Below are 17,335 nucleotides of genomic sequence, written 5' to 3' on the forward strand. Positions count from 1 at the left end.
GAAGATGATGAAAACGCCATCAGGAACTCAGATCAGACAAACTCTATATTTCCAGCTGTTCTTCTGGACTGCTTTATTTTTATTCGGGACAGCAAGAATGTATGGAGAATATGAAAGTGGAGCCTTTAAAGAATTGGTTATTTATAATTTTTGCCACTGGATTTTCCAGATTGCAGGAGCCAATTTTATCTATTTCGTGCTGATCCGCCGTTTTTTTGACCGAAAAAGGTATGTTGAGCTTTTGCTGTATCTTGTCATCAGTCTTTATCTTATTTCTGTCATCAACAGGTTTTTTCTTGTTTATATTGCCGAACCTCTTTTCACCAATGAAGTCAAAGACAGCATATCCGATATTTTTACTGATATCCCCTATCTTTTGACTCATTATACATTCACAATTATCAGTGGGGCATTTATCTTTATTTCCATCATGTTTTTTATAAGGTATAAGGATGAAAAGGAACAAACAATCAAACTGCAGAAGGAAAAGACCGAGCTTGAACTGCAATCGCTCAAATCTCAGCTCAATCCTCATTTTCTTTTTAATACCCTGAATAATATTTACTCTCTGTCAATCAGTCATTCTGATAAAACCTCCCAATCTATCAGCCAGCTTTCTGATATTCTGGATTATATTTTATACAAAGGGCAGAAAAAATGGGTTTCGGTCTCTGATGAACTGGCAATTATTGAGGATTATATTGCATTGGAAAGCCTGCGGTATCATGATGAAAGATTAAAAATTCAAAAATACATCAGGTTAAACTCCCCGAATACCATTCCACCCCTGCTCTATCTTACTTTGGTGGAAAATGCCTTTAAACATGGAGTAGGAAAAAGTTCAGAAACCACGGAAATAAAGATTGATGTAGAAACGAATTCCCAGCATTCTGTCTTTACAATTGAAAATATCTTCTCAGATCAAAAGGCAGCTAATGAAAAAGGGATCGGGCTGCAAAACATACAAAGGCAGCTGCAATATCACTATCAGGAACATTTTACCTTCAGTATCTCACAGGAAAACAATATTTTTAAAGTTGAAATAAGTACTCCTTCATATTATGATTAACTGTATTATTGTAGATGACGAACCTCTGGCCATGTCATTACTGGAAAACCATATTTCTAAGATCGACGATTTAAAGCTGGTGGGAAAAGCTCAGAATGCGATGCAGGCTTATAAAACACTGCAAAATCAGACTGTAGACCTTATGTTTCTGGATATTCAGATGCCTCACCTCAATGGAATTGATTTCCTGAAGTCACTGCCTCAGAAGCCCCGGACTATTTTCACTACCGCTTACCGGGATTTTGCCATTGAAGGTTTTGAACTGGAAGCGGTAGATTATCTCCTGAAGCCGATTACTTTTGAACGTTTTTTTAAATCTGTGGAACGTATCATGAGAACTACAGCCGCCCATACAGAAGATTTTATCCTCGTCAAAACTGAGGGAATGCACCGGAAACTTACGCTTTCGGAGATTGTTTATTTTGAAAGTCAGGGAAATGATATCAAAATAGTACTCATTACCAATGAAATTTTTATTTCGAAAAGTAAGATTACAGATCTTGAACAGACATTATCAAGTAAAAGTTTTGTGAGAATTCACAGATCTTTTATCATTAATTCTGCTTTTGTGACGGCATTCAATAATAATGAAATTGTTGTCAACAATCATAAAATTCCCGTGGGAAGAAGTTATAAAAAGGAATTTGAGGCATTAATCTCTTCTGTTTCCAGAAATAAACTGTTATAAACTTCCATTTAGAATTTAATCTATAATGGCATTTTTAACATTTATTTTAAATTGGTTTCTCTCCCAACCTCGCTTAAGGGATTTCCAATCTGTTTTTCAATACATTACATCATATTGACAATTGGCAATCAACTTTAAACCCAATTGGCTTCATTTTCGTAAAAAAGAGATAAGAAATTAATTAGCAATCACTTACACAAACAATGACATCCATAGCATCGACGGATGATCTAATAGAAATATTAAAAAAAAATGTTATTTTTGCTTTAACAAATAAAATTGCTTTTAAGCCTTTTTATTAGTAATTTTATATACACCAATTTTATAAAACATTAAAATTCAATTCATGAGAAAAATAATTCTACTTATTATATGTATGTTCAGTATTTCAGTTTTCTCACAGATCAAAGTGTTGAAGAATGAAAGTTTGGTGGAAATTGGTAAAGATAATTCCGTTGGTCTCTATAAAAAGGAAGATAAATTTACAGTCAACTACCAAGATCTGAACACCAGCAATCTGAATACAATCCGATCTTTTTCATTTCAGAATCTTAATAATGATGTTGCCGGACTATACAAACTTATTATGGATGGCTTTATCTCCACTCCGGAAGAGAATGTTGTGCTGGAATTGCCTAATGATATCATCGAACTTCATTATGAAAAGAATTATGGCCAGCAAACCATGCAGTTTATCCAGGTGATCAACAAAAACCGGAAATACATTGGAAAATCACAGTTTTTAACCCAAAAACAGGTGGAGAAGATTTTCGGAAGAGCTAATGGAAAGTATGCCATGTATGACAAACCTGCTTCTATAAATCCTTCTGTTAATAAAGGAAACGGAAATACAGCCTCTACTGCTGCCCCGGCGACAGGTGGAACCAAGAAAAAATCAAGAAAATAATTATATTTTATAAATATTGCGAAACTCATTCTATCGGATGAGTTTTTTTATTTTATTTTTGCAGAAAGATAGTAAAACTTATGCCGCTTCAGATAATCAATTTAACCAAAAAATTTGGTGAGCAGACTGCCCTTGACAATATCAACATTTCTATTGATAAAAACGAGATCATCGGTCTTCTTGGCCCAAACGGTGCCGGAAAATCTACCCTGATGAAATCTATTGTCGGAGCACTGAAAATTGACCAGGGTGAAATTATTTTCAATGGTATGAATATCTCAAACCATGAGATTGAAAGCAAAAAGAAAATTGGCTTTCTTCCTGAAAACAACCCGCTTTATCTGGAGATGTACGTAAAAGAATACCTTCAGTTTGTAGCCAATATCCACAAAATTCCCGAATCCAGAGTAGATGAGGTGATAGAACTGGTAGGAATCACGCCTGAAAAATCCAAAAAGATCGGACAGCTTTCAAAAGGATACAAACAACGTGTAGGATTGGCACAGGCTATTATTCACCAGCCGGATTTACTGATTCTGGATGAACCTACCAATGGTCTGGATCCCAATCAAATCATTGAAATCCGTAATGTGGTAAAACAAATCGGCCAGCAGAAAACCGTTTTACTTTCTACCCACATCATGCAGGAAGTAGAAGCACTTTGTTCAAGAGTTATTCTTATTCATAAAGGAAACATTCTTCAGGATTGTCCTATTGATGAATTTAAAGGTAAATTTGAAAGCCTGGAAGAGGCGTTTGCAAGTTACACGGTATAAAAAATATGAAATCGCCCGGAAAAATTTCCGGGCGATTTTTTTAGTTTAATTATTCCTTATGCTAAAGTCAAGAATTATGATCAGGCTTCTCTTCAATCACAGTAACCGTTTCAGCATTTTTCTTTTGCACCTGCTCCAACAGCTGAAGTCCCAGAAGTCCGCTGATTCCGCCATTTGCTGAATCTCCGTTTCCACCAATTAATACCTCAGGCATTATTCTTACATTCTGGCTGGCTATATTTTCCATAATTTTCAATTGGGTAAAATTATTTCCGCCCATTGCTTCTACCGATAGCTTATAAGACTCTGCGTTAGATTTACCAATGGCCAGAATTTTTTCTGCTTCGGCATTACCTGTTAATGAAATTTGTTCTGCATTTGCTTTTGCCAGCAACTCTATTTTTTCCGCTTCAGCTTTGGCGAGAAGTCTTGTTTTTTCTGCTTCACCGGTTGCTAACAGTTTCAGTCTGTCTCCTTCCGCATTCGCCTGTAATCTTACGGAATTGGCATCTCCGGTTGCTTTTTTTACTGATGCATCAGCTATTCTTTCCGCAATCAAAACACCCTGATCTGCTTTTACAATTTCTTTCTGCATATCAGCAACAGCCGTTTCTTTTTCCAGAGCCTGGCGTGTTTCCTGAGCCAGCATTTCCGTTTCGTACGTAATTTTCTGTTCTTCCGCCAATTTTCTATCCGTTAAGGTTTTCATCAGACTTTCCGGAGGAACAATCGCTCCAATCAAAGTGTCCACAGCATTTACATTATATTGTTCCAAAACACTGCTGATATGATCTTTTGCAGACTGCTGTCTTTCTTTTCGGGTTCCCAGGAAGGCAATCACATCACTATCCTGCGCTGAATTTCTGAAATAGTTTCCAATGGTTGGTTCCAAAACCTGACTTACAAGATTGATCATATTTCCAAAACGGGCTATCACTTTCGGAGCTTCATAGGTAGGAATATGAATGATTTGCGAAACATCAAGATTGAATGGGAAACCGTCTTTACTTCGTACCGTAATTGTTGAAAGATTTTTATCCAGCTGGTGCGATTCACTTCTTTCATACGCCCAGTTCAGAACCAAATTAGTAGTAGGAACAAGTTCAACCTTCATAATATAAGGATTAATGGGGTACTTTCCGGGACCAATGGGTTCTGCCCAAACTCCTTTGTGACTTTTCTCAACAATATTTCCATGTTTAAAATCAATCCCGCTCAAATCCTGTCCCTCTTCTCCCACATAGCTGATAATAACTCCCACATGGCCAATAGGAATTTCCGTCATTTTCACCATTTCAACTTTTGTAAACCATGGATTCAGGAAATAAGAACCCGCCAGAATTACCTGCTCCTGAAGACCTTTAAATCCTCCGTTATTTAAAAAAGTATCTACATCCTGAAACTTATTATGATCATTGATAATCTTACCTGCAATCTGACCTTCTGCTAAAGGATCTCCTTCCATAGTTGTGATAATTCCTACTGCATTATCAGGAATCTGGGTCATATCCGTTAATTCTATTTCAAATAACAGCGTATTGATTCTATAGGATCCAGGCGCAATAATCGCGGTCTGACGGCCTTTCCTTCCTCCGTTTTTCAAAAAAGCTTCAGCATCCTGAAAAGAATCACAGTCCACTTTTCTTCCTAAGATTCTTCCGGTTTCTAATTCTGCTCCATCTTTTGCCAGTAATAATCCTATTTTTCCGGTCGGAATTACTATAAAAGATTGAAAATCGATAGAATACTGCCAGATCCATTTTCTGAAATATACACCCGGAGCTAATGTCTGAGCCTGAAAGCCCGCTTCTCCATTGGTTGCAATAATTCTTCCTTCCGGAAGCTCCTGCTTACCCACCAACACGAATTTTTTGGTTACCAAACCGATTTTGTCCTGAGGAACAATGATTAATCCAAAGAAAATTCTTAAAATGAATTTATAAAAAAGTACGCACAACAGTGCAATGACGGCCGGAATCATCCAGCCATGAAAAGCTAATTCCATAGTTTTGTTTTTGATTATATTTGAAAACAGGGATTGTGCTCTATTTCTTCGGTATATGAAAAAACAGAGTACGAATTATGTGATAATTCTTTCGAAAAAATTAAGAAATTACAGGAGGAGAAGTATTAAAAATCGTGAAGATGATTTCTGATACTTTTAATAGAAAAAACTTAAAGTTAATTAGTTTCATTTTGATAATAAAGGAACGAGATCCTTTGATGGTACAAATGTACAGAAGAAAAGTATTCAGTTGTTTCAAAAACCGGCAATTTTTCTCATACAAATTTATAATTAACTGAAAATCAACATAATTATTTTACATAACAAACTTTAAGAAACCTGAAATCTCTTTTGAAGCTTCCTGAGTTCTTCTGAAACATTGAAAAATGGCTCTAAATTTGATGAGGCTAAACATCACTACAAAATATAAGAAAATGATTAAAAAACTTTTATTAGGGACTTTCTGCTTAGCGCAGTTTTCTTTTGCTTATGCCAAAGAAGTTCCGACTCCGAAAACAGATATTTCTGTAACTTCATCTGCTCTTCAACAGGTACCCAAAACGGTCATTATTAAGACCAAAAAGTTCAAGATCAGAATCGACAAACAGCCAAACGGTAAGTATCTTTACCAGTCATGGAATGCCAATGCAAAGATCACTGCTAAACCAAGTATGATCATCAGCGATGGAGAAATGATTCCTGACGGTACCGGAGGAAATTATTACATCTCCTTCAGCAATGAAGGACACAGCTATCAGATCTGGAGAAATTACCTTACCGATTCTCCGAAAAAAGCTCCCTATACACTGGTGGTAAATGATGCCAACGACAATGAAATTGTACGTCAGGACGGGTATGTAGTTAAAAATTAAGCTGGAACCCGGAGGAGAGAAGCTGGAAGTTTTATAGTCAGTATAGAAATTTTCATTAAAGACTTAGAGTTTCTTTAATATAAAATAAAAATCCTGCATTGTGATGCAGGATTTTTTATGTTCCGGATTGTTTTAATTCTTCAAAGAAGCCACTGGCTTCATAGCTTTCTTTAGCTGCTTTGTACCCGATATTAAAAATCTCTTCCAGTTTGTCTTTTCTTCGCTCAAAAGTGCCGTAAGAAGATAGTTTCTGGGAGGAAATGAACCAGTCGCAGTATTCAAATTTTACTTTTTCAATTCTATAGGAAAGTAAATCGTAAGAACGGGAAACGATTGCTTTAATGGAGTTCAGATCTTTGATTTTAGCTTCATTGGGCGGAGATACAAATACTCCGATCAGCTTATCACAATCGTCTCTGATGATATCTGCCGGAAAATTGTTCAGCACACCTCCATCACAGTACATTTCCTCCCCAATAATGTATGGAGTTGTTATTCCGGGAATGGAGCATGATGCAATGATGGCATCCACAATCTCAAAATCTTTGTCAAAAATCTTCTGGGTTCCGGCAACCAGTTCTGTGGCTACTATTTTTACTTCAATATCAAGATCACCCAATTTCATGTCATGGAAGATAGGCTTCAGATAATTCCTGAAAATCACTGAAGAAACAAGCCCCGGCTGATTGAATGTAAAATGTTTCCAATTGAAAAAATACACGGAATTGAAAAATTCCAGGATTTCTTCGGGCGTTTTCCCGATGGCATGAAGACATCCTACAATAGATCCTGCACTGCAGCAGGAAAGGATATCTACTTCAATCCCTTTTTCCTGTAAGAATTTTAATACTCCTGCATGAGCGATTCCTTTGGTACCGCCTCCTGATAAAACAAGTCCTACTCTTTCAAAATTCATAGAATAAATGTAAGGAAACGACTTGAAATAATTAAGTTAATTTTTATAAATATGCTGATTTTAAAATTATTTTAATAAAATTCTTCTCATTGTAAAAAAATAAACAGCAAAAAACCATTAAGAATTTTAAATATTCATATGAAAAAGCCCGGATTTCTCCGGGCTTTTATATTATAGATTTCTGTATATTCAGATTAAATGTGAATCACTTCACCGTAAGCAGCAGCAGCAGCTTCCATAATTGCTTCAGAAACTGTTGGATGCGGGTGGATAGATTTGATGATCTCGTGACCTGTAGTTTCAAGTTTTCTTGCTACCACAGCTTCAGCAACCATATCCGTTACTCCTTCACCAATCATGTGGCATCCTAACCACTCACCATATTTAGCATCGAAGATCACTTTGATAAATCCGTCTGTGTTTCCGTTTGCAGTAGCTTTCCCACTTGCAGAAAGAGGGAATTTACCAACTTTGATTTCGTATCCTTTTTCTTTAGCCTGTTTTTCAGTAAGACCTACAGAAGCTACTTCAGGGTGGCAGTAAGTACATCCAGGGATATTGCCATAGTCGATTTTTTCAACGTGCATTCCTTTTATTTTCTCAACACAAGTGATTCCTTCGGCAGAAGCAACGTGAGCCAAAGCCTGAGTTGGGATGATATCTCCGATTGCATAGTAACCAGGTACTGAAGTTTCGTACCATTCGTTTACCAATACTCTTCCTTTATCCGTCTGGATTCCTACTTCTTCTAAACCGATGTTTTCGATATTAGCAGCAATACCTACAGCAGATAATAAGATATCAGCTTCCAGAGTGATATTTCCATTAGCTGTTTTTACAGTAGCTTTTACTCCTTCACCGCTTGTATCAACACTTTCTACAGAAGCGTTTGTCATGATCTCGATTCCTGTTTTCTTCAGAGATTTCTCTAAGTGTTTAGAGATTTCTTCGTCTTCTACAGGGACAATGTTTGGCATAAATTCAACAACAGTTACTTTAGTTCCCATTGTGTTATAGAAGTCAGCAAATTCTACCCCGATAGCCCCGGAACCTACAACAATCATAGATTTCGGCTGCTCAGGAAGAGATAATGCCTGTCTGTATCCGATTACTTTTTTACCATCTTGTGGTAAGTTTGGTAATTCTCTTGAACGAGCTCCTGTAGCGATAATGATATGAGTTCCTGTATATTCAGTTACTTTTCCTTCTTTATCTGTTACAGAAACTTTTTTACCTTTCTGTACTTTTGCAGTACCAAGAATTACGTCAATCTTATTCTTTTTCATCAAGAATTCGATTCCTTTGCTCATTTTGCTGGCAACACCACGGCTTCTCTGAATTACATTCGGGAATTCAAAGCTAGCCTCCACTTTATTCAAACCATAATCTTCAGCATGGTTGATATAATGAAAAACCTGAGCAGATTTCAATAAAGCTTTAGTTGGAATACATCCCCAGTTAAGGCAGATTCCTCCTAAATTTTCTTTCTCGATAATTGCGGTTTTGAAACCTAATTGCGCTGCTCTGATCGCAGTAACATATCCACCAGGACCACTTCCAATGACAATAATATCGTAATTCATTACTTTAAAAATTTTTATGCGAATTTAAGGAAAAATATTGGATGTTTTATGTTTCTGAAAGGTGATCTTAAAATGCATCAACAAGGCTGTTTTTATTTAATTTTAAACAAAGAAAGAGAACACAAGACGTATCCTCTTTCAATAAATTTTATTTTACATTGAAAATTTAGCAAAACTCAAAATATAAAACCTTGTTTTTTCAATTTTAACAACTGCAAAAAATAAGTTTTATTTTGCCTCTCTAAGCAATCGTTTTTCAGCCTCATATCTTCTATTTAAAGCCTTCATCTGATCTCTCTTCATCTGTTTGGTGGCAAGAGGGTGATTCAAGATGAGTTTTTTCTCGGTATTATATTTTTTGGTAAGCTCTTGCATTTTAATATTCACCAATTCCGTTTTTGACGGATGTGGAGGAGCTGGCGGACGTTTCTGAGCTGAAACATTCATAGATAAACCTAATACTAGTAGTGTTGAAATTAAAAACTTTTTCATAATGTTCATATTTTTGAATGATTTCAATTAATTATTTAATCTTAATTAAATTCATTCCGGTTCGTGATAAATCTTGCATATATCATACCAATATTTTTTTTGGAAAGTAAAATCCATATAGCAAACCATGGGCTTATTTGAAATAATGGTTGTTAATAACGATCTATTTTTCATACATTTATATTTTAATAAACACTTATGAAAACGTCTGTAAAAAAGGGTAATCTGACCAAAGACAGTATCTGGATGAAAGATCCTGAAGTCCACGATTTTCCTGCAGCACAGGATTATCTGGAACTGCTTTTTGAACCTGATAAAGCCAGAAAAATGGTTGAAAAATTAAAGGCAGCCCCTACAATTACAAAAAAATCAAAAGATATTTTAAGAGCCAGCAAGCTTCCCCTGCTTCCTGAGACCAATATTCATGTAAAAGAAAACCTGAAAAAAGTAGAAAAGAATAAAAAGCTTTCGCCTATACTGCTTATAAGGGGTGAACATGAACTGATCATTGCAGATGGTTACCACCGTCTTTGCTGCAGCTATTATCTTACCGAAGATTTGGAAGTTCCATGCAGACTAGTTTAATATTTTTCAAAAGTTAACGTATTATTAGATAACAATTTAATTAATAACATAAATTTATTAAGTTTTATTTAACTTTTAGTTATTTTTTTTTCTATATTTGATGGAAACCAAATTTCCCAACACATGAAAAAATACATTTTGATCCTTTTATTTGGAGCCCTTCCCTTAACTGCACAAGTAGGTATTAACACAACAACCCCTAACAGTACATTTGCCGTAAATGGTTCCTTAAGGGCTGGCTATAGCGAAGTCACAGCCACAACTTATAATATTCAGACTACCGACCATTATATTACCTATAATGGAACAGCCGATGCGACATTTATCCTTCCGGTCATCGGCACCGGAACAACAAGTTTTACAGGAAGAATTTATAAGATTAAAAATATTTCGCCGAATAATATCACACTCCAGGCTTCCAGCGGTAATACCCTAAGAATTGACAATACTCCTGTTCCTTCTTTTGTGATTCCTATCGGAGCTTATGCTGAAGTAGTGAATAACAGTAATACCACTGGCGGAACATGGGATTTGTCCTTTACAGTTCTGCCTAAGCCGAGCAATGTGGAAATCTATGGAACACAAGTTCTCATTCCTCCTCACAGACTTGGTACTGCCCCGGTTGCCGACTGGACCAACCATACGAATTCAGGTTATGATACAGGAGCAGCAAACGACAGATGGTGGATCATAAGTAAAACATCGATAGATAATGCTCATACTTCTACCTATGCCAATGCCAGCAGAATGACCTTGGTTTATGAATACCAAGGGACTCCGTTCAATGTTGCCAATATGTATCCAATTCTTACGGCAGGAAATAACTCGAGTTTCCCGGATGTATTTACAGCATCTTTTGTAAGCCTTGCCAATAACGGTACTGCAGGAAGAACCAGACTTACCGTATCTGTGGCCCGTATAGATTTTATTGGAAATAATGGTTCCAATAACAGTAACTGGACCGGAACATTCTTATTGAACGTTTTATTAGCCAGAAAATACTAGATATCTTCAAAAAATACACTTAAAAAGAGCAGAAATTTCTGCTCTTTTTTGTTTTATAAAACTTCAATATTTTGTTTTAATGGTAAGTTCTTGGATGAATTGCCGACCATAATTCTGTAGGTTCCTTTTTCTACAGTCCATTTCATTTTTTCGTTCAGGAACTGTAGTTGTTTTATGGGAACTTCAATGGTGACAGATTTTGATTCTCCGGGCTGCAGTTCTACTTTCTGAAATCCTTTGAGCTCAATAACCGGTCTTGAAACTGTGGCCAATAAGTCTTTTACATATAGCTGTACGACTTCACTTCCTGCTTTCGATCCTGTATTTTTCACATTGACTGTAGCCATAATAGTTTCATTTTCTGAATATTTTACTTTGTTCAGTTGTAAACCTAAGATTTCAAAGGTGGTATAACTTAAACCAAATCCAAACGGATACAATGGTTCACCACTCAGGTCATGATAATCATTTCCTCTTCCTGTTGGATGATGATTATACGTCAAAGGCAGCTGGCCTTCTTCAACCGGAAATGTGATGGGTAATTTTCCAGACGGATTTTCAGCCCCGAAAAGCGTTTTTGCTATGGCATTTCCTCCTTCTTCTCCCGGATACCAAACGTCTAAAATGGCTCCTACTTTATCTTTCCATGAGGTTGTTTTTATAGCAGATCCACCTACCAAAACTACTGTTACCGGTTTTTTCAATGTTGAAATTTCCTGAATAAATGCTTCCTGATTTCCTGGCAAACTTAATGAAGAACGGTCCTGAAATTCGCCTTCATGAATCCCGGCGGCAACAATGATATAGTCTGCATTCTGAGCAAGATTTAAAGCTTCCTGATAGTCTTTCCCGTAATGATGAAGCCCATAGTTCCAGATCAGTTCAAGGTTGGCCTCGCCACAATTTTCATGAAACTCAATGGTAATATCATATTTTTTTCCTTTTACAAAATCTACATCAATTGTTTTGGTGGAATAACTTAATTTTTCCCATTGGTCAATGGCTAATTTTCCATCAAGGTATAATCTGAAGCCGTCATTTCCCCGCAATCCTAACTGATACTTCCCTGAATCCGGAGCTTCCAGTTTTCCTGTCCAGCGGATACTGTATTGATCCGGCTGAAGTTTTTGAGGATCGGGTGAATACAAAGTCCATTTAAAATTGATTTGTTCATCCTGTTTTTCGAAAGCCGGATTTCCTTTTAAATCAGTATCAGAGAAATAGGTTCCTTTTAATCCTTTTTTGTTTTCAGAAGATAAATATTCATTGGAAACTGTGGCAAAATCCTTTACATTCCAATCAATCCCTTTTGAATAAACGACTTCAATATTTTTATCTCTGATATAATTTTTAATTCCGTCAACAATATTTACTTTTTTGTTTCCGGGGCCTGAATAACCGCCTAATCTGGCATCAGCAGCATCTGTTCCTACTACCAGAATTTTTTTAATATTTCCGGGAACGGGAAGGGTCTGATTATTATTCTGAAGCAAAACGAAAGATTCTGCAGCGGTTTTTTCTGCCAATGGCTTATGATTCAGTTTTTTTAATTCTTCAATTTCTTTGAGTGAAACGTAAGGGTTTTCAAATAATCCAAGCTCAAATTTCGCTCTCAATACCCTTGAAACAGCATCATCAATTCTTCCTTTTGAGATTCTTCCATCCAAAAAGGGAGGAATAAAGAGTTCATAATGTTTATATTCTGTCTGAAAAATCACATCCAGCCCGGCATTGATCGCCTGTGCAGAAGCATCGTCATAATCTTTTGCCGTAAAATGCAGCACATTGGCTCCTCCTACCGCACTTGCATCACTAATGACGAAGCCCTTGAAATCCCAGTCATTTTTTAATTTTTCTGTCAGTAACCAATGATTAGCTGTTGAAGGTCTTCCGTCAAGCAGGTTATAGGAAGTCATCACTGAACGGCTTTTTCCTTTTGTAAAGGCATTATAAAAAGGGATTAAATGTGTTTCTTCAAGATATCTTTTGCTCCAATGAATAGGATATGAATCTCTTCCGCCTTCTCCTACATTGGCCAAGAAATGTTTGGGAGTAGTAATAATTCCCATATTTTCAAATGAACTGACAAAACTGACTCCCATAACAGAGGTCAGAAAGGGATCTTCGCCGTAAGTTTCTTCTGTCCTGCCCCATCTCACATCACTCGCCAAGTTTACTACAGGGGTCAGAATCTGGCGGATTCCTCTCAGTTTTGATTCTTTTGCAATTGCTGCCGAGACTTTGCTCATCAATTCCGGGTTGAAAGTGGCAGCTAAACCAATGGCCTGCGGAAAAGCTGTAGCTCCTTCCCTCACCAATCCGTGTAAGGCTTCATCAAAAGGAATAATAGGAATTCCTAATCTTGATTCTTCAACGAAATATTTCTGAATGGTATTGATTTTTTTCACCAGTCTTTCAGCATCTTCATTGGCATTGTACTTCAGTAACTGCCCTGCAGCACCGCCTCCCTGGTTTCCTGCGCTTACCTGTAACCCAAAAATCCCATGAGAATACTGTGCTTTCGGAACGTGATCCAGATCTCCGGGTATCATAAAACACTGCCAGAATTTTTCCTCAGGAGTCATTCTCTTCAACAGATCCTTAACTCTGGTTTCAATGGGCTGCTTTGAGTCTTTATATAAAGGTTTTTGAGCGGAAATGATGGTAATATTAAGCAATAATATGGTTCCCGTAAGTTTAAAACGAAACAATCTCATTATTCTGTTATTTGAATTACGGTTGCATATTTCAGATTTTTCCTTTCTTCAGGTAATTTAATTTCAATGGTATTTTCATTTGTTTTTTTCCATTGAATTTTGTTTGACAACCCTAAAACTTTCAAAGATTTCGGTTTAAAATTATCGGGAATTGTAAAACTTAATGTTGATGGAGACTGATAATTTGTTTTTTCATCCAAATGAAAAATATTCACTGTTTTTCCATCTTTGCTTTGGGTATAATAATAATTTCCTTCGTGATAGGGAGCAATAGTTCTTGTAGCAAAAACAGCTGCCTGATTTTTGTCCATCCAGCCGGAAATTTGCTGTAATCTTTCATAGACAACGGCATCGTAATCTCCGTTGGGCCCGGGAGCGATATTCATCAGGTAATTTCCTCCTCTTGAAATGATTTTCACCAGGGTTTCAATAATCTTTTGGGAAGTTTTATAGTTGTCATTGGGAATATAGGAAAAGGAATCTCCCATTGTGATACAGCTTTCCCAAGGGATGGCAAGAGCCTGTTCAGGAACGGCCTGCTCCGGGGTAACATAATTCTCCCACTTTCCGGGAACGGTACGGTCTACAATAATAATTCCCGGTTGATTTTTCCTGGCCATTGTTCCTATTTTATCCATATCAATATCCTGCTCTACTTTGATGGTGCGCTGCCATTCTACTTTTGGATCAATGGTATGGAAAGGACGTACCCAACCTCCATCCAGCCAAAGAATATCAATTTTACCATACTTGGATGTGATTTCGTTCAGCTGATTGAAAGTGAATTTTTTAAAACTCTCCCATCTTTCCGGATATTTCTTCGGATCATAATTTACATTCCTGTCTTTTGGGGGGAAGTAGGACCACCAGTAATCATCAGAATGCCAGTCAGGTTTTGAAAAGTAAGCTCCAATTTTGAATCCTTCTTTTCTGAAGGTGTTGAAGATTTCTTTTGTGACATCTGCTTTTGGATTTTTTGAAAAGGGAGTTTTAGAAGAGGTTATCTTATAATCAGACTGTTGGGTATCAAACATTGTAAAGCCGTCGTGATGTTTAGTTGTAAAAACCACATATTTCATCCCTGCTTTTTTTACCGCATCCGCCCATTTTTGAGGATTAAACTGAGTGGGATTGAAAGTGGTCTGAAGATTTTCATAATTCTTTACATATTCGTCATAAGATTTCCCATGCTCAGGTTTTCTCTGGGTCCATGATTCATCTTCAGGGCATAGGCTCCAGCTTTCAACAATTCCCCATTGGCTGTAGGTTCCCCAATGCATAAAAAGTCCGAATTTCATATCCTGCCATTGGTCCAGATTCTGAACAACAAGAGGGTCTGTAGGTTTCTGATATCCCTCAGAGACATTGTGGGCCTGTGAAAATACTACTGAACTTATTAAAAAGGATGAAAGAAAAAAGGGTTTTATTTTGGGTATAACCAGCATATGGAATAGTTTTCCGCTAATTTAATTATCCTTTGTGAAATCCGCAAACATTAGGATTCCAAGAGATTAAGAATGGCTTCATCAAAACCTGGAAATGAAAACTCAAATCCGCTTTTTATTAATCTTTCAGGGTATACATTACGGCTTTTTAAAAGTAATTCGGTTTCTGTTTTCAGGAACAGAGAAGCAATTTCCAACTGCCAGACCGGAGCATTAAGTCCAAAAGGGACTTTCAATTCTTTTCTTAGCTTTTTCATCATATTATCATTGGAAAGCGGAGCCGGAGCAGTTATATTGATTGCTCCTGAAATATTTTTATGCTGAATGATCCAGTTTACCGCTTTACAAAAATCATCGATATGAATCCAGCTTACCATTTGGTTTCCCCGTCCCTGTTTTCCTCCTAAACCCAGCTTTGTAACCATTTTCAGCTTAGGAAACGCTCCGCCATTATTTCCCAGAACAATGGATGTGCGAAGGGCCACTTTCCGTATTTCTTCATCTTTGACTGCAAAAAATTCTTTCTCCCAGCTTTTGCAGATATTCATAGAAAAATCATCACCGATAATTCCGTTTTCTTCTGTATTCAGATGCTGTTCAGAGTGGACGTAAATGGTTGCAGAACTTGCATTCAGCCAAATTTTTGGTTTTTCAGAACACTGATCTACAGCTTCCTGCAATATTTTTGTGCTGTTAATCCTTGAAAAATAGATTTCCTGCTTATTTTTGTCGTGATACCGGCAGTCTACAGATTTTCCTGTAAGATTGATCAGCACGTCTGCTTTTTCCAAACTGTTTTTCCATTCACCTAATGTTTGGGCGTCCCAGTACATTTCGTTTTTACGTTGAGGATTACGGGTCAGGATATAGACTTGATTCCCCTTTTCTGTAAAATATTTTTCTAAGTTTTCACCAAGAAATCCGGTACCTCCGGCTATGATTATTTTCATTGTTTTAAAATTTTAAGTTCAAAATACAAAGTTTTGGGTTCAATGTTTAAGGTTGTAACCACAGATTGCACAGATTAACACAGATGTTTGTGGATAAGGGGTGTTCTTGTTCTTTTTCAGCTGATGTATTTCTTTGTTCTCACCTGAATTTCTGAGCCTTCAGCAAGCATTACAGAAAGGGGTTCCTGATGATTCAGACCTTCAAAACCATTTCCGTAGATATTTTGAAAATCAATATCCAGCTGATGGTCTTTTATGGTGTAACAATCCCATTTTGGATGGCATACTTCATATTCAGAGGTTGTATTTTCTTTTTTTGTAAAACCAAAATAGTGTTCTGTGATAAATTCAAACTCTGAGTTTTCTTCCATAGGTTTTGGAGTATTATCAGCCATAATCTGAATAGAATGCCAGCTTTTATCTTTCCATGAATACCGGATCAGCAATTCACCTTCTTTTTCATGAATATGGTTTCTCATCGGCATTGTGTGATAATTTTCTTTGTATACCGTATTGGCGACAAAGCTCAATGCAGGTTTGGGAACTATTTCCTTGATGAATACCACGCCTCTTTTCCAGATTCCGTTTTCTTTTTTCTTTACATAAAACCTCAGGTTTACTTCTTCAAAATTCCGGTGAAAAGGGACGGGTAATCCCAACAGTTTTGTGTTTAAAAACATGAATCCTACCAAGCTTATATAACATCTGCCTTTGTAAAAATCGAGTTCTGTTCCTTTAGGTAAATACGGCAATAAGATCTCAGGATCAATCTCGTAATTGATGATGGCCAGCTTTCGCCATTCTGCTTTTAAAAAGTTCATAATCATGTGTTTTCAGGTTAAAAAATGGCTATTCCATCACGGGTAGAAGATTCTGCAATAGTTTTGATCATTTCATTTCTTTTGAGCAGAAAACTTTTGAGATATCCTGTAAGAAAAATAGCATTGAACAATTTCCCTATGATGCCAAGCGGAGATTCAAATTCAAAAACATCGGTCATCAGTGTTTTCCCGTTTACAGATTTAAAGGTATGCCTGTGCCGCATAGATTTGAAGGCTCCTTTCTGCATCACATCAATGAACTGGACCGGTTTTTCCATACTGACAATCTTTGTGGTGAGGGTCTGATAAACTCCCAGATGTTTGGCCCGCCAGGTAACGGTTTCGTTTTCTTCAATCAACCCTGAAGTACGTCCGGCAATTGCTGTTTCATGAGATGTTGAGGTTGATTGCTGGTGCAGATCAATATCTCTTGCCAGATCAAAAACATAGTGAATGTCTGCATTGATTATTGTATTTAAATAGATTGTTGACATTTTAAGAGGT

Annotated in this window: 16 protein-coding genes; 7 read left to right on the forward strand and 9 right to left on the reverse strand. The window is 36.8% G+C overall.

The window, feature by feature from the left end; genetic code table 11:
• Positions 1-4: 4 nt before the first annotated feature.
• From FN817_RS13010 to FN817_RS13025, 4 genes are all read left to right on the forward strand, one after another.
• Positions 5-1,069, forward strand: a complete 1,065-nt coding sequence (locus tag FN817_RS13010; protein WP_142718320.1) for a sensor histidine kinase — start codon at positions 5-7, stop codon at positions 1,067-1,069.
• The gene (locus FN817_RS13015) at positions 1,062-1,757 is read left to right on the forward strand and encodes a LytR/AlgR family response regulator transcription factor (RefSeq protein ID WP_142718321.1); all 696 of its coding nucleotides are present in this window, start codon (positions 1,062-1,064) and stop codon (positions 1,755-1,757) included. The genes FN817_RS13010 and FN817_RS13015 overlap by 8 nt, the downstream gene beginning before the upstream one ends.
• 346 nt (positions 1,758-2,103) lie before the next feature.
• Positions 2,104-2,664: a hypothetical protein gene (locus FN817_RS13020; protein WP_142718322.1), complete on the forward strand. Its 561-nt coding sequence runs from the start codon at positions 2,104-2,106 to the stop codon at positions 2,662-2,664.
• 80 nt (positions 2,665-2,744) lie between these two features.
• Complete coding sequence (locus FN817_RS13025) at positions 2,745-3,440, forward strand: ABC transporter ATP-binding protein (RefSeq protein ID WP_047378181.1); 696 nt, start codon at positions 2,745-2,747, stop codon at positions 3,438-3,440.
• 67 nt (positions 3,441-3,507) lie between these two features.
• On the opposite strand, the gene FN817_RS13030 is transcribed toward FN817_RS13025, so the two are convergent.
• A complete protein-coding gene (locus FN817_RS13030; RefSeq protein WP_142718323.1) occupies positions 3,508-5,445 on the reverse strand; it encodes an SPFH domain-containing protein in 1,938 nt (645 codons plus the stop codon).
• Positions 5,446-5,879: 434 nt separating this feature from the next.
• Between FN817_RS13030 and FN817_RS13035 the strand changes: the two genes are divergently transcribed.
• Positions 5,880-6,317, forward strand: a complete 438-nt coding sequence (locus FN817_RS13035) for a hypothetical protein (protein ID WP_142718324.1) — start codon at positions 5,880-5,882, stop codon at positions 6,315-6,317.
• Positions 6,318-6,432: 115 nt separating this feature from the next.
• On the opposite strand, the gene FN817_RS13040 is transcribed toward FN817_RS13035, so the two are convergent.
• The 3 genes from FN817_RS13040 to FN817_RS13050 form a co-directional block, all read right to left on the reverse strand.
• Positions 6,433-7,233 (reverse strand): patatin-like phospholipase family protein, encoded by an 801-nt coding sequence (locus FN817_RS13040; RefSeq protein WP_142718325.1) that lies wholly within the window; start codon positions 7,231-7,233, stop codon positions 6,433-6,435.
• Between the two features lie 194 nt (positions 7,234-7,427).
• Entirely contained in the window at positions 7,428-8,816 is a 1,389-nt protein-coding gene (gene lpdA / locus FN817_RS13045) for a dihydrolipoyl dehydrogenase (protein ID WP_047378183.1), read from the reverse strand.
• Positions 8,817-9,044: 228 nt separating this feature from the next.
• Entirely contained in the window at positions 9,045-9,308 is a 264-nt protein-coding gene (locus FN817_RS13050) for a hypothetical protein (RefSeq protein ID WP_228451551.1), read from the reverse strand.
• 198 nt (positions 9,309-9,506) lie between these two features.
• Here FN817_RS13050 and FN817_RS13055 point away from each other — a divergent pair, with 198 nt between their 5' ends.
• Positions 9,507-9,893: a hypothetical protein gene (locus FN817_RS13055; protein ID WP_142718327.1), complete on the forward strand. Its 387-nt coding sequence runs from the start codon at positions 9,507-9,509 to the stop codon at positions 9,891-9,893.
• A 123-nt stretch (positions 9,894-10,016) separates the two neighbouring features.
• Positions 10,017-10,898 (forward strand): hypothetical protein, encoded by an 882-nt coding sequence (locus FN817_RS13060; protein WP_142718328.1) that lies wholly within the window; start codon positions 10,017-10,019, stop codon positions 10,896-10,898.
• 53 nt (positions 10,899-10,951) lie between these two features.
• Here FN817_RS13060 and FN817_RS13065 read toward each other — a convergent pair whose 3' ends face one another.
• The 5 genes from FN817_RS13065 to FN817_RS23175 all read right to left on the reverse strand — a co-directional run bounded on the left by FN817_RS13065 (position 10,952) and on the right by FN817_RS23175 (position 17,325).
• The gene (locus FN817_RS13065; RefSeq protein WP_142718329.1) at positions 10,952-13,615 is read right to left on the reverse strand and encodes a beta-glucosidase; all 2,664 of its coding nucleotides are present in this window, start codon (positions 13,613-13,615) and stop codon (positions 10,952-10,954) included.
• Positions 13,615-15,060, reverse strand: coding sequence for an alpha-L-fucosidase (locus tag FN817_RS13070; protein ID WP_142718330.1), 1,446 nt, complete (start codon positions 15,058-15,060; stop codon positions 13,615-13,617). Before FN817_RS13070 ends, FN817_RS13065 begins: the two co-directional genes overlap by 1 nt.
• A gap of 50 nt (positions 15,061-15,110) precedes the next feature.
• Positions 15,111-16,010: a TIGR01777 family oxidoreductase gene (locus tag FN817_RS13075; RefSeq protein WP_142718331.1), complete on the reverse strand. Its 900-nt coding sequence runs from the start codon at positions 16,008-16,010 to the stop codon at positions 15,111-15,113.
• A gap of 116 nt (positions 16,011-16,126) precedes the next feature.
• Positions 16,127-16,831, reverse strand: a complete 705-nt coding sequence (locus FN817_RS13080; RefSeq protein WP_142718332.1) for a YqjF family protein — start codon at positions 16,829-16,831, stop codon at positions 16,127-16,129.
• Between the two features lie 17 nt (positions 16,832-16,848).
• The gene (locus FN817_RS23175) at positions 16,849-17,325 is read right to left on the reverse strand and encodes an SRPBCC family protein (RefSeq protein WP_167498861.1); all 477 of its coding nucleotides are present in this window, start codon (positions 17,323-17,325) and stop codon (positions 16,849-16,851) included.
• Positions 17,326-17,335: the final 10 nt, after the last annotated feature.

The sequence above is a fragment of the Chryseobacterium rhizoplanae genome, from assembly GCF_900182655.1.
Classification (GTDB): domain Bacteria; phylum Bacteroidota; class Bacteroidia; order Flavobacteriales; family Weeksellaceae; genus Chryseobacterium; species Chryseobacterium rhizoplanae.

Excerpts from the sequence above, each read along its gene's own strand:
- FN817_RS13065 (WP_142718329.1), bottom strand. The coding sequence starts at position 13,615 with ATGAGATTGTTTCGTTTTAAACTTACGGGAACCATATTATTGCTTAAT.
- FN817_RS13040 (WP_142718325.1), bottom strand. The coding sequence starts at position 7,233 with ATGAATTTTGAAAGAGTAGGACTTGTTTTATCAGGAGGCGGTACCAAA.
- FN817_RS13030 (WP_142718323.1), bottom strand. The coding sequence starts at position 5,445 with ATGGAATTAGCTTTTCATGGCTGGATGATTCCGGCCGTCATTGCACTG.
- FN817_RS13050 (WP_228451551.1), bottom strand. The coding sequence starts at position 9,308 with ATGAAAAAGTTTTTAATTTCAACACTACTAGTATTAGGTTTATCTATG.
- FN817_RS13025 (WP_047378181.1), top strand. The coding sequence starts at position 2,745 with ATGCCGCTTCAGATAATCAATTTAACCAAAAAATTTGGTGAGCAGACT.
- FN817_RS13010 (WP_142718320.1), top strand. The coding sequence starts at position 5 with ATGATGAAAACGCCATCAGGAACTCAGATCAGACAAACTCTATATTTC.
- FN817_RS13080 (WP_142718332.1), bottom strand. The coding sequence starts at position 16,831 with ATGAACTTTTTAAAAGCAGAATGGCGAAAGCTGGCCATCATCAATTAC.
- FN817_RS13060 (WP_142718328.1), top strand. The coding sequence starts at position 10,017 with ATGAAAAAATACATTTTGATCCTTTTATTTGGAGCCCTTCCCTTAACT.
- FN817_RS13075 (WP_142718331.1), bottom strand. The coding sequence starts at position 16,010 with ATGAAAATAATCATAGCCGGAGGTACCGGATTTCTTGGTGAAAACTTA.
- FN817_RS13070 (WP_142718330.1), bottom strand. The coding sequence starts at position 15,060 with ATGCTGGTTATACCCAAAATAAAACCCTTTTTTCTTTCATCCTTTTTA.
- FN817_RS13035 (WP_142718324.1), top strand. The coding sequence starts at position 5,880 with ATGATTAAAAAACTTTTATTAGGGACTTTCTGCTTAGCGCAGTTTTCT.
- lpdA (WP_047378183.1), bottom strand. The coding sequence starts at position 8,816 with ATGAATTACGATATTATTGTCATTGGAAGTGGTCCTGGTGGATATGTT.
- FN817_RS13020 (WP_142718322.1), top strand. The coding sequence starts at position 2,104 with ATGAGAAAAATAATTCTACTTATTATATGTATGTTCAGTATTTCAGTT.
- FN817_RS23175 (WP_167498861.1), bottom strand. The coding sequence starts at position 17,325 with ATGTCAACAATCTATTTAAATACAATAATCAATGCAGACATTCACTAT.
- FN817_RS13015 (WP_142718321.1), top strand. The coding sequence starts at position 1,062 with ATGATTAACTGTATTATTGTAGATGACGAACCTCTGGCCATGTCATTA.
- FN817_RS13055 (WP_142718327.1), top strand. The coding sequence starts at position 9,507 with ATGAAAACGTCTGTAAAAAAGGGTAATCTGACCAAAGACAGTATCTGG.